The following is a 12,384-nucleotide window of genomic DNA, read 5'->3' as shown; positions in this document are numbered from 1 at the left end:
CTCATTTTTTTCAGATTACTTCTAGTTTACTTTGACAAATATAAAATGAAAACACTTTCTTTTAATATTGTGAATCAGTTCACAACGCATTGGAATTTTTGTATAAATATGGTATAAATAAAAAGAGTTATCTACTTTCAAAATTAGTAAGACAAGTAAGGAAAAGGTTGTATAGAAAGGCGTATATGTGATTACAATGGTAAATATGCAAAAAGTGATAGTCATCGTTGGTCCTACAGCAGTAGGGAAAACAAAACTAAGTATTGAACTTGCAAAAGCTGTTGATGGAGAAATCATTAATGGTGATGCAACTCAAGTTTATAAGGAATTAAATATTGGAGCAGCTAAAATTACAGAAGAAGAAATGGAAGGAATTCCGCATCATTTAATTGATTTCCTTGATCCAAAAGATTCGTTTACAGTTGCTGATTTTCAAACTTTAGCTAGAGAGAAGATTAAAGAAATAGCTAATCGAGGGAAAATTCCAATTATTGTTGGTGGTACTGGATTATATATCCAAAGTGTATTAACTAAATATGAATTTGCTGAGCAAGAAGGTGATGAGCTTTTAAGAAACCAATTAGAGGGTTTTGCGATGGCTTCTGGGAATAAAGCATTACATGATCAATTAAAAGAAATTGATCCAGAAAGTGCAAAGCAAATACATATGAATAATGTCAGAAGAGTAATCCGTGCAATTGAAGTTTTCAAACTAACGGGACAAAAATTTTCAGAGACCGCATTTAAAAAAGAGCCAGAGTATTTATATGATGCAGAAATAATCGGATTATCGATGGAAAGAGAGCTACTATACAATCGAATTAATTTACGAGTTGATCTAATGTTGGAAGAAGGACTAGTAGATGAAGCAAAAATGCTCTACGACAAAGGTATTCGAAATTGTCAATCTGTGCAAGCGATTGGCTATAAAGAGCTTTACGATTATTTTGATGGAATCTTAACAAAAGAGGAAGCAATTGATCTAATTAAACAAAGCTCAAGAAGGTATGCAAAAAGGCAAATGACGTGGTTTAGAAATAAAATGAACATCCAGTGGTTTGATATGGATGGACATAATTTTGATATAAAAAAACTGGAAATTTTAGCTATACTTGAAGGAAAGGGCTATTTCATCTCGAATAAATATATGTAGAGGTAGAAGAGGAGGAAAAGGACATGAAAACATCAATCAACATTCAAGATCAGTTCTTAAACCAATTACGTAAAGACAATCTAGCGGTTACAGTATTTTTGCTAAATGGATTTCAAATCAAAGGTAAAGTAAAAAGCTTTGATAACTTTACGGTATTGTTAGATGTTGAAGGTAAACAACAATTAATATATAAACATGCAATTTCAACGTTTGTACCATCTAAAAATGTACAAATTGAAATGTAAAATAAATTGAAAAAAGAGCATTGATCTTATGGTCAATGTTCTTTTTTTATTATGTTATAAATTAAGAAGATAATTATATTATGTAAACTAAAGGGAGGAAATCAAATGTATGTCCCAAAAGAATTTAAAGAAACAGATTTAAATCGATTAATAGACGAAATGAAGAAAAATAACTTCGGAATATTATTATCAAATAATGACGAGGCAAAAATAGAAGCAACTCATTTACCATTTATCATACAAGAAGCCAAAGAGAATATAATGATCATTACACATTTAGCTAAGCCAAATCCTCAATGGAAAACGATCGACGGAAAAGAATGTTTAATCATTTTTCCAGGGCCACATGCATACGTTTCTGCTTCATGGTATGAAGAAAAAAATACAGTTTCAACTTGGAACTACACAGCAATCCATGCTTATGGAAAAGTAACAACAATTGAAAAGAAGGATGAAATGAGACAAATTGTTTTAAAAACGACCGACTATTTTGAAAAAGGACAATCAAAACCATGGAAATACGAAGATCACGCAGATTATGTTGAAAAATTACTTTCAGGAATTGTTTGTTTAAAAATAGATGTAACAGAGTTAATCGGTAAAAAGAAATTAAGTCAAAATCATTCGATTGTAAGAAGAGAAAAAGTGATTGCAGCTTTGCAAAATGAAGAAAAATATTCTTCGCAAGAAATCGCGGAACTTATGAAAGCAAAACTAAATACAAGCTCTTAGAAAGAAGTTACCTACAAAGAATAAGGAGGAAGTTATGATGATAGAAATCATAACTCCTTTTTATTTGGGCGTTCATTTTCTTGAAAATATTGAAAGTATCGTTTTAAAGAAACTGATGTCTTCAATCCAACTAAATGCTGAATATCTTCCACTAATAATCCCTCTTTTATTTTCCGTAGAATAAAAGTGTTTCTTAAATGTTGTGAGCAAAGTCCTTTTCTAAGCCCAGCTCTTTTAACTTCCAACCTAAGCATTTTTTGAAATGCAATTTCAGTTAGTGCTTTCGGTGAATCTGTATCGTACACCCAATGGAATGTCATGCGGTTAAAATCAAATGCAACAAAGAGCGGATGAGTTGAATGATAGTGAGGTCTTACGGGCTCGGGTATCGTCACAAAATAATTATATAATAGTACTCGATCTTCTTTTGTGAGAATAATTGTTCTTTTAGTACCTTCTTTGCTATGGACAACAAGTTCATTTAAAGCGAAGTTAATGTCTCTCATTTGTAAATCAATTAATTCCTTTAAAGTCAGTCCATAAAACAGCATAAAACGAATCATAATTTCGTTACGATCCATTAAAAATGATCTAGCTTTTAACTGTTTTTCAGACAAATCTGTAGTGGACTGAACGATTGATAGTAATTTTTTTTCTTCTTCTTCTGAGATAAAATCGTCCGTTGAAAGGGCGCGAGAAGGTCCTGCTAAATAGTTAGTGAATGGAATGATATTCTCGATTGAAGAATTATTTGAATGTAAAAATTTATAAAATTGATTTAGTACGACATAAATTCGATGCATCGTTTTCTCATTATATCCACGTTCAGCTGTTAAAAAATAGAAATAATTATTAAAATCTTGAACTTGTAATGTACTAAAACTTTCATTAACTTTTTTAAAGTAACGGAAACATTCTTCTAAATCATAGCAATAACGCTTAATAGTAGATTCTTTTCTTCCCTTACTATTTAAATGAGAGGCAAATTGCAAGATGACATCAGGTAAAGTAGCAGTCGTTAAGTTTGGAATCGTCAAATTTATCAACTCTTCTCTTTTTCTCTCATTATATCAAATAAGTTAATAGAATTTAGCAAAATTTAGCAATCTTATCCATTTAACAGTTAGTCTGGAGAATAAAAGTTTTGAAACGAATTGTTCGTACATATAATAGTAAAAAACTTATTTAGTAAAATACTTTCAAAAGCGCATAAAACGTACGAATTTAGATTTCACGCGGAGTGCTTTCTATAAATACAAAAAAAAATGTTCGACAGAATAAGAGAGGTGTCATGTTTGGAGCAGCCAATTCGTTTAAAAGATAACGGCCAAATAAATGTTGTACTTAATACAGTGAAAAGGGGAGAGGTTTCTCCAAATCCAAGTATCGAAACAGCAAAACAGCCTAAACATGAGTTATTAATTGAAATAGAAGATCAATTAAGACATTTAATTGGCATGGAAGAAATAAAAAAAATGATTCATGAAATTTATGCTTGGATATTTATTAATAAAAAAAGAGAAGAATTAAACTTAAAAGCCGAAAAACAAGTATTGCATATGTTATTTAAAGGGAATCCAGGAACTGGAAAAACGACTGTAGCAAGGATTATTGGTCAATTATTTTTGAAAATGGGTGTATTGTCAAAAGGCCACTTAATCGAAGCAGAAAGAGCTGATTTAGTCGGAGAATATATTGGACACACTGCTCAAAAAACTAGAGATTTAGTAAAAAAAGCAAATGGTGGGATTCTTTTTATTGATGAGGCTTACTCACTTGGCCGTGGTGGGGAAAAAGATTTCGGTAAAGAAGCGATTGATACACTTGTTAAACATATGGAAGACAAACATGGCGACTTTGTACTAATTTTAGCAGGTTATTCTACCGAAATGGATTATTTCTTAAGTTTGAATCCTGGACTAAAATCAAGATTTCCATTCATTTTAGAATTCCAGGATTATTCTGTCAAAGAGCTTCTAGATATATCAAAAAAAATGTTTGTTGACCGAGAATATATTTTATCTCGAGAAGCGGAATACCGATTAAGAGACTTTATCCAAAAGGCAAAACTTGAAAATCGTGCTCATTTTAGCAATGGGCGATTTGTCCGTAATATTGTTGAAAAATCGATTAGGACACAAGCAACAAGATTAGTAACAGAGACTCAATTTAATCGAGAAATACTAATGAGGATTGAAGAAAAAGATCTATTTACAACAGATAAAATCGATTCGATTAATTAAACGATTACCTATTTTATCTGGTGCTTTCTACCCCACCAACCTTTAACGTAAAAATAAATTGAAATAATGATCCCAATTGAAATGTTGAGGGCAATACAATATAAATAGCCATATTTCCATTTTAACTCAGGCATATTTGCAAAATTCATGCCATAAAATCCTGCGATAAAAGACATCGGTAAAAAAATGGCACTTATGAGTGTTAAAGTTTTCATAATATCATTTGTCCGGTCAGATTTTAAGGACATTTGCAGTTCGATAATGCCTCCCATACTTTCTTTAAAATTATCAAGGGCATTAATAATACGTTCATAGTTCTCTTTCAACTCATTAAAATAAAAACCTGCATCCTGACTTAAAAAAGGAAAATCAGCTTCTACAATTTGGGTAATGACATTTACTTGGGGTTCTACAAGCTGTCTTAAATCTTGAAGTTGAACTTTCCAATTGAAAATTTTCTGATCTAAATCCTTTCGAAATGGGTCATTAAATAAGTCTCGTTCAATTTCTTCAATTTCATTTGCAAACCGATCAATTGAGATCAGGAACTTCTCAATGACTTCATGGAAAATTTGATATAACACATGACCAGCATGGTCTACTTTTATATAATTTTGACTGAATTCCTGGGTTACATATTTAAATAAATCTATTTCCTGGTCTTCTATATATGAAATAATTAAATTACTACAAACTAGAATATTTATTTTTGTTGGTTTAAATAATTTAGATAACGCATATAGGGAAAGGATTGCCTCGTTTTTAAAGACATTTATTCTTGGCTTATGATCACTATGTAGAAGTTTCTTTTTTGCTAAAGGATGAATATTCAAACTTTCAATAATAGTAGTTAACTCATCAAAGGATTTATTATTAAAGTGATACCAAAGAATTTCATCTTTAGTTGGAAGGAAAAATTCATCAATTGTTTCGACTGACTGTTTTGTAATATTATATCTCTTCAAATGAAATTCCTCCTTTAAATAAATTTCTAAAATAGTGTTGGCAAGAATAGGTAAATTATGTGAAGAAAACACTTTTTTGGGTTTGTTTTTTCGTGATAATAAAAAATGAGACTGAAAAGGTTGTTTGTTGCAAAGAAGCGAAAGAGCCGAGGGGGAATATAACAACTATTTGTCTTATAATAAAAAAAACAAACCATCATTTTAAAAGGTTTGTTTTTATTGGACTTATTAATTTAATTTTTGAGTGCTTGATTCGTTTAAACTAACTGTAGAGTCTTTAAATGATCTTTTAGGTAGACTCCAATTATAATGTACAGATAATAGTCTAAGAAGAACAATAACAATGAATAATAATAAAAGTTCAAAATTTGTATCAACAAATTTATTTCCAATTAAAACGCCTACAAGTATTGCCCAAAAAGCATATACTTCTGAATGTAATACCATAGGTTTTCTTTTTGCAAGTAGATCTCGTACGATACCGCCACCGATTCCAGTTAAGACAGATGCTACAATAACAGCGCTAACAGGTAATTTTAATTCCATGGCATAATTTGCACCGAGAATGGCAAAAGCGGATAAACCGATTGAATCGAATAAAATATCTAATTTTTTAAATGGTTTATTTGATAATTGCGGAAAGAAAAAGATAATTGTCATCGCAACTAACGCAATTGTAAAATTAGTTGTTTGATTCCATAAATAGTTAATTGGATAACCTATTAATAGATTACGTAATGCACCGCCACCAAAGGCTGTAGCAAATCCTAGAATATAGACACCAAATAAATCATAGTCTTCTTCCATCGCAACTACTGCACCACTTAATGCAAAGGAAATAGTACCAATAATGCTAAATAAATCCCATGTTTCCAAGAAGCAATTCCCCTGCCCTCCAATAAAAAGATGAAAAATAGTCCAGATATCATTATAATAAAGAGACAGTTAAGAGTAAAGAATATTTATTGCTTAGAATTGGTTAAAGAAAAGGTGGAATTTTGTGTCGAATGAATTGAGAGAAAAAGCCATTTTAGTTGGATGTCAGCTTCAAAACGTAGATGATGATCGTTTTAATTATTCATTGGAAGAATTAGCTTCACTTACGAAAACGGCAAATGGAGAAGTAGTCCTAATAACTTCACAAAAAAGAACTAAATATCATCCAGCATTATACATAGGGACAGGTAAAGTAGAAGAGTTAGAGGCAGCAATTGCAGAGTTAGAACCTGATGTTGTTATTTTTAATAATGAACTGACTCCATCTCAAATACGTAATTTATCTGCAAGATTAGAAAAAAGAGTAATTGACCGTACACAATTAATTTTAGACATATTTGCACAGCGTGCGAAAACTAAAGAAGGTAAATTACAGGTTGAATTGGCTCAATTACAATATTTAATGCCAAGATTAGTTGGCCAAGGAACAGAGTTATCAAGACTTGGTGGAGGTATTGGTACAAGGGGACCTGGTGAAACAAAACTAGAATCTGACCGTCGTCACATACGAAAACGCATTGATGATATTAAACAGCAATTAAACATAATCGTTGAACATCGTAAACGTTATCGTGAGCGACGTAAGAAAAATGAAATGTTTCATATTTCGTTAGTAGGTTATACAAATGCAGGAAAATCAACATTATTTAACCGACTAACTAAATCTGATGTGTATGAACAAGATTTACTGTTTGCGACATTAGATCCTACAACTAGAAAATTTGTTTTATCAAATGGTATGACAACTTTACTAACAGATACGGTTGGTTTTATTCAGGATTTACCAACTTCACTTATTGCAGCATTCCGTTCAACACTAGAAGAAGCAACGGAAGCGGATTTCATTCTTCATGTTGTCGATGCATCTCATGAAAATTATAAAAGCCATGAAGTAACAGTTTCGAAATTATTGAATGATTTAGATGTTGAAAATATTCCCATTTTAACTGTCTATAATAAAATAGATCAAGTTCATGAGGACTTTGTACCATCACCATCTGATGGTTTTATTGAAATGAGTGCTTTAAATGAAGATGATTTAAGTAAATTGCGTCAAAGAATCGAATTTGAATGTAAACAATACATGGAATATTTTGAAGTATTTGTACCTGCAAACGAAGGGAAATTGATTCATGAAATCAAAAAATTAACGATGATTGAATCAATCAACTTTAATGAAGAAGCAGAAATCTATCAAATTACTGGTTACGTTTTCAAAGAACATTCAATTTATGATACAGTTAAAAGATATAGAATATATAAGGAGCAATAATCAATGCTAGAATTTTTATCAAACGGGGAAAAAATTGCACCATTAGTGGCAGATGTTGAAAAATTGATTTCAGAAGCCCATAAAGAAATTGACGATGTGATTGAGTATAACCAATACAAAGTTTTACAAAGCTTTCGAAAGCATAAAGTAAGTGATAGTCATTTTATCCCAACAACTGGTTATGGTTATGATGATATCGGAAGAGATACATTAGAGGAGATTTTTGCTGATGTTTTAGGAGGAGAAGCTGGTTTAGTAAGACCGCAAATCATTTCTGGAACCCATGCAATTTCAACTGCTTTATTTGGCGTACTAAGACCAGGGGATGAGCTTTTATATATTACCGGGAAGCCATACGATACATTAGAGGAAATCGTAGGGATTCGTGGGGAAAGTGGAAATGGCTCATTAAAAGATTTTGGTATTGGATACGAATCAATCGAATTAGTAAATGATGAACGAATCAATTATGAAAAAGTAGCAAATAAAATGACAAGTAATACGAAAGTAATCGGTATTCAGCGTTCAAAAGGTTATGGAACAAGACCATCATATACAATTGAACAAATTAAAGAGATGATTGATTTTGTAAAAGAAATTGATCCAAATGTCATTGTTTTTGTAGATAATTGCTATGGTGAGTTTGTTGAAAAACTTGAGCCATGCCATGTAGGTGCAGATTTAATGGCAGGTTCATTAATTAAAAATCCTGGTGGTGGACTTGCCAAAACAGGTGGTTATATTGTAGGACGTAAAGATTTAGTCGAAAAATGTGGCTATCGTTTAACATCTCCAGGAATTGGACGTGAAGCTGGTGCTTCACTTTATGCGTTACAAGATATGTATCATGGATTTTTTATGGCGCCACATATTACTGGTCAAGCATTAAAAGGAGCATTATTTACTGCAGCATTCTTAGAAAAGCTTGGAATGAACACAAACCCTTCATGGGATGCAGTAAGAACCGACTTAATTCAATCTGTTCAATTTGATGATAAAGAAAAAATGATCGCATTTTGTCAGGCAATTCAAGCAGCTTCACCAATCAATGCTCATTTTACGCCAACAGCAAACTATATGCCTGGATACGAAGACGATGTAATTATGGCAGCGGGGACATTTATCCAAGGTGCAAGTATTGAATTAACGGCAGATGGTCCAATAAGAGCTCCTTATGTTGCATACGTTCAAGGTGGCTTAACTTATGCTCATGTGAAAATCGCAATTTGTTCAGCAGTTAATTCTTTAATTGAAAAAAATCTAATAGAAATTTAAAACAAAATAGCTCATGACCTCTAGTCATGAGCTATTTTATATATGAAAATAATTGGGGACTTACTTTCATAATGAAGAAGGTTGAAACTATATTTATATTTTACAGGTCAATTCTTAAATTAACCTTAACACTATCATTAAAATTCGATAATTGTTAGCTAATCTTGTATTAAGGTTAGGAGTATGCGACTATATAGAAGTTGAGTAAACAGTATAGATTCAATAATGAGCGGAGGAAAAACAATGGAAAATCTACCTAATTGCCCTAAGTGTAATTCAGCATATACATATGAAGATGGAAATCTTTTAATATGTCCGGAATGTGGATATGAATGGTCAATGGAAGCAGAACATAAGTATGACGAAACAAAAGTAGTAAAAGATGCTAACGGAAATATTTTAAATGACGGTGATTCAGTTACAGTAATAAAAGATTTAAAAGTAAAAGGCACGTCACTTGTCGTGAAAATTGGTACAAAAGTGAAAAGTATTCGCTTAGTTGAAGGTGATCACGATATCGATTGTAAAATTGAAGGTTTTGGTGCCATGAAGTTGAAGTCTGAGTTTGTTAAAAAAGCGTAGTATCGTGATTGATAAATTCTATTAAATGAACAAATGCATCAAGTCAATAGGCTAGATGCATTTGTTTTATCTGTTAAATTTACGAAAGAAACTAAAAATAATAGTTTGATATAAAGTGATATTTGTTAAAATAAAAGAGATGTAAATTAAACGCTTACATTCATTGATATTATTGCAATTATTTTTTAAAAATCACACGACTATAAGAAGGTGTATAAATGAATAATCGAGCACATAATTTTGCAATGGATTATGTAAATTCAGAGGAAAAACAAAAAATGCTATATAAACGGACACTATTGATGGTTAGCATTTCGCAAATTTTTGGTGGAGCAGGATTAGCTGCCGGAGTTACAGTCGGTGCACTACTAGCTCAACAAATGCTTGGGACAGATGCTTTTACTGGTCTTCCAGCATCCCTTTTTACACTAGGTTCAGCAGGAGCGGCATTAATTGTTGGTAGGCTTTCTCAAAGATTTGGTCGACGAATCGGTCTTGCTGCAGGATTTTTTACTGGTGGACTTGGAGCAATCGGTGTAGTAATTGCGGCAATGACAAACAGTATAATCCTTTTATTTGCATCACTCTTGATTTACGGTGCAGGAACAGCAACCAATTTGCAAGCTAGATATGCGGGAACTGATTTAGCAAATAATAAACAACGTGCAAAAGCGATTAGTATTGCCATGGTTTCCACAACATTTGGTGCGGTTGCAGGTCCTAATCTAGTAGGCCCAATGGGTAAATTAGCAGTCTCCATTGGCGTGCCAGCACTTGCAGGTCCATTCATTTTATCCGCAACTGCTTTTATTTTGGCCGGCCTTTTTCTTTTCATGATGCTTAATCCTGACCCGTTGATTTTAGCAAAAATAATCGAGTCAAATAAAACACAAATAGTGGATGTAGTTCATTCCACACAAATTGAAAGTCTGAAAGCAAAGAGGGGTATTACTGTAGGTGCAACGACAATGGTACTGACGCAAATAGTTATGGTAGCTATTATGACAATGACACCTATTCACATGAAACATCACGGTCATGGACTAAACGAAGTAGGTATTGTGATTGCGTTCCATATTGGCTCAATGTATCTGCCTTCACTCATTACAGGTATTCTTGTAGATAAAATAGGGCGAACAGCTATGTCAATTGCATCTGGAGCCACTTTATTACTAGCAGGAGTAATAGCCGCATCAGCACCAAGTGATTCGATGATTCTACTAGTAGTTGCTCTTTCTTTACTAGGATTAGGATGGAATTTTGGACTAATCAGTGGGACTGCTCAAATCGTTGATTCAACAGATTCTACTACACGCGCCAAGACTCAAGGAACTGTGGATGTATTTGTCGCACTAGCAGGGGCTTCAGGTGGCGCATTGTCTGGAATGATTGTTGCGAATTCAAGTTATGCAACATTATCATTAGCTGGAGGAATCTTATCCCTAATCCTTATTCCAGTCGTGATTTGGTCACGTGGAGGAAAGAAAGAACGCGAACAAGGTCTTCATCTGTAAAATAAATAAGATAAAATAGGAGCTGAATAATCAGCTCCTATTTCACAATTTGCGCTTGTAAAGAAGTTTAATTAATTTCCTAGTAAAATCGTAACTTTTTTTGCAAACGAATTGAATTCGTCATCAATTAAAAGAGCAAAGGGGGAAATATGAAAAAAATCTTAGGTTACCTCATACTCATATTATTATTGATCAGTTTAACCTGCTGTTCCTTTAGCAACACACACACAAATAAGGATATTTTTCATTATAAAAATTCTTATGTCGGTAATAACAGTGCTGTAGGAAGCATTATAAAACGATTACCAAATCATAATGAATTCACCAAAATGTCACTTCAAACAAAAAAGAAGCCTTATAGTATAACGATTGAATATAAGAATTTACCGGCTAATACTAAAAATATAATCATAAATAATGCAACCTACTTATTTGCATTGATCCAAAACGTAGAATCGATTGTTTTTGATTTTGCTGATCAAAAATATACTGTGACAAGACAACAACTTGATGAATGGTATGGAAAAGATTTAAGTTCTTATACGAATGAAAAGGAATTAGAGAAACTAATCCATAGTAATTTAAATAATAAAAACAAGATAGGTCAGTTATTTAGGAAATAAAGTCTTTAACTTTTATAAGTCATTATTAAAACGATTGATAAAATTTAATATGATAATAGGTTTAGATAAAGTAGTAAACGGATATAAAGGGGTAAACGAATGTCTATTTTAACAAATCAATCTGAATATAAAGTTCTAATTGAAAAGGAATTAATTCAGAATGTAAATCTCAAGAGTGAACGTCCAAATGATCCAATAGTAGTAAAGAATATACCTGAAGGCTGGAAATGTATTGGATCTGGTAATTATGCTGCTGTTTTTATACACCATTCTGAACCAAATGTGGTTGTTAAAGTGTATGGAAAAGATCTAGATGGTTTAGAAAAAGAAGTTCAAGTCTATAAACAATTAGGAGAGCATCCAGCTTATTCAAAATTAATCCAATTCGGTGAATCATATCTAGTATTAAAAAGATTAGAAGGTATTACGTTATACAACGCCCTTGCAAATGGTGTTCGAATACCTGAGAGTGTGATTAATGATGTAAATATTGCACTTAAGTATGCGATAAGTCGGGGGCTAAATCCATACGACGTTCATGGGAAAAACGTGATGATGAAAGATGGTAGGGGATACGTTGTGGATATATCTGACTTTTACAAAAAAGGAAAAGATGAAAAGTGGGAAGATTTAGTCAAAGCCTACTATAAACTATATAAAAAAACTTTGTATAATGTACCTATAAAAATCCCGCTGAAATTTTTGGATTTTACTAGACACTCATATAGATTTTACAAAAAATTGAAGAGGAAGCTTTAAGATTAACCACTTTGAGTAATGTTA

General features: G+C 32.2%; 13 protein-coding genes. 10 read left to right on the top strand and 3 right to left on the bottom strand.

The window, feature by feature from the left end; genetic code table 11:
* Window positions 1-190: 190 nt before the first annotated feature.
* From miaA to MY490_RS13750, 3 genes are all read left to right on the top strand, one after another.
* A complete protein-coding gene (gene miaA, locus MY490_RS13760) occupies window positions 191-1,153 on the top strand; it encodes a tRNA (adenosine(37)-N6)-dimethylallyltransferase MiaA (protein ID WP_432707081.1) in 963 nt (320 codons plus the stop codon).
* A 23-nt stretch (window positions 1,154-1,176) separates the two neighbouring features.
* Complete coding sequence (gene hfq, locus MY490_RS13755) at window positions 1,177-1,398, top strand: RNA chaperone Hfq (RefSeq protein ID WP_056470298.1); 222 nt, start codon at window positions 1,177-1,179, stop codon at window positions 1,396-1,398.
* Window positions 1,399-1,503: 105 nt separating this feature from the next.
* Window positions 1,504-2,130: an FMN-binding negative transcriptional regulator gene (locus MY490_RS13750; RefSeq protein ID WP_248266237.1), complete on the top strand. Its 627-nt coding sequence runs from the start codon at window positions 1,504-1,506 to the stop codon at window positions 2,128-2,130.
* Between the two features lie 47 nt (window positions 2,131-2,177).
* Here the strand turns inward: MY490_RS13750 and MY490_RS13745 are convergent, their stop codons facing one another.
* On the bottom strand, window positions 2,178-3,167 hold the full coding sequence (locus MY490_RS13745) for a tyrosine-type recombinase/integrase (protein ID WP_248266236.1): 990 nt from the start codon (window positions 3,165-3,167) through the stop codon (window positions 2,178-2,180).
* A 258-nt stretch (window positions 3,168-3,425) separates the two neighbouring features.
* Between MY490_RS13745 and spoVK the strand changes: the two genes are divergently transcribed.
* On the top strand, window positions 3,426-4,373 hold the full coding sequence (gene spoVK, locus MY490_RS13740; protein ID WP_248266235.1) for a stage V sporulation protein K: 948 nt from the start codon (window positions 3,426-3,428) through the stop codon (window positions 4,371-4,373).
* 8 nt (window positions 4,374-4,381) lie between these two features.
* Here the strand turns inward: spoVK and MY490_RS13735 are convergent, their stop codons facing one another.
* Window positions 4,382-5,338 carry a magnesium transporter CorA family protein gene (locus tag MY490_RS13735; RefSeq protein WP_248266234.1) on the bottom strand — a complete coding sequence of 319 codons (957 nt, stop codon included), beginning with the start codon at window positions 5,336-5,338 and terminating at the stop codon, window positions 4,382-4,384.
* Window positions 5,339-5,566: 228 nt separating this feature from the next.
* Window positions 5,567-6,214, bottom strand: a complete 648-nt coding sequence (locus MY490_RS13730; protein WP_248266233.1) for a trimeric intracellular cation channel family protein — start codon at window positions 6,212-6,214, stop codon at window positions 5,567-5,569.
* 124 nt (window positions 6,215-6,338) lie between these two features.
* On the opposite strand from MY490_RS13730, the gene hflX reads away from it, so the two are divergent.
* From hflX to MY490_RS13700, 6 genes are all read left to right on the top strand, one after another.
* Complete coding sequence (hflX, locus tag MY490_RS13725) at window positions 6,339-7,607, top strand: GTPase HflX (protein ID WP_248266232.1); 1,269 nt, start codon at window positions 6,339-6,341, stop codon at window positions 7,605-7,607.
* 3 nt (window positions 7,608-7,610) lie between these two features.
* Window positions 7,611-8,882, top strand: a complete 1,272-nt coding sequence (locus tag MY490_RS13720) for a methionine gamma-lyase family protein (RefSeq protein ID WP_248266231.1) — start codon at window positions 7,611-7,613, stop codon at window positions 8,880-8,882.
* Window positions 8,883-9,125: 243 nt separating this feature from the next.
* The gene (locus tag MY490_RS13715; protein ID WP_248266230.1) at window positions 9,126-9,464 is read left to right on the top strand and encodes a zinc ribbon domain-containing protein YjdM; all 339 of its coding nucleotides are present in this window, start codon (window positions 9,126-9,128) and stop codon (window positions 9,462-9,464) included.
* Between the two features lie 218 nt (window positions 9,465-9,682).
* Window positions 9,683-10,978, top strand: coding sequence for an MFS transporter (locus MY490_RS13710; protein WP_248266229.1), 1,296 nt, complete (start codon window positions 9,683-9,685; stop codon window positions 10,976-10,978).
* Window positions 10,979-11,127: 149 nt separating this feature from the next.
* Complete coding sequence (locus tag MY490_RS13705) at window positions 11,128-11,601, top strand: DUF4825 domain-containing protein (RefSeq protein WP_248266228.1); 474 nt, start codon at window positions 11,128-11,130, stop codon at window positions 11,599-11,601.
* 99 nt (window positions 11,602-11,700) lie between these two features.
* Window positions 11,701-12,360: a serine/threonine-protein kinase gene (locus MY490_RS13700; protein WP_248266227.1), complete on the top strand. Its 660-nt coding sequence runs from the start codon at window positions 11,701-11,703 to the stop codon at window positions 12,358-12,360.
* The last annotated feature ends 24 nt before the right edge of the window (window positions 12,361-12,384 follow it).

The organism is Gottfriedia acidiceleris (assembly GCF_023115465.1).
GTDB lineage: Bacteria > Bacillota > Bacilli > Bacillales > Bacillaceae_G > Gottfriedia > Gottfriedia acidiceleris_B.
Note: the sequence above shows the minus strand (reverse complement) of the source record. Positions and strands in the feature narration are given on the sequence as shown.

Coding starts and splice junctions, on each gene's coding strand:
- MY490_RS13720 (WP_248266231.1), top strand. CDS start 7,611: ATGCTAGAATTTTTATCAAACGGGGAAAAAATTGCACCATTAGTGGCA.
- MY490_RS13710 (WP_248266229.1), top strand. CDS start 9,683: ATGAATAATCGAGCACATAATTTTGCAATGGATTATGTAAATTCAGAG.
- MY490_RS13750 (WP_248266237.1), top strand. CDS start 1,504: ATGTATGTCCCAAAAGAATTTAAAGAAACAGATTTAAATCGATTAATA.
- MY490_RS13715 (WP_248266230.1), top strand. CDS start 9,126: ATGGAAAATCTACCTAATTGCCCTAAGTGTAATTCAGCATATACATAT.
- MY490_RS13705 (WP_248266228.1), top strand. CDS start 11,128: ATGAAAAAAATCTTAGGTTACCTCATACTCATATTATTATTGATCAGT.
- MY490_RS13700 (WP_248266227.1), top strand. CDS start 11,701: ATGTCTATTTTAACAAATCAATCTGAATATAAAGTTCTAATTGAAAAG.
- hfq (WP_056470298.1), top strand. CDS start 1,177: ATGAAAACATCAATCAACATTCAAGATCAGTTCTTAAACCAATTACGT.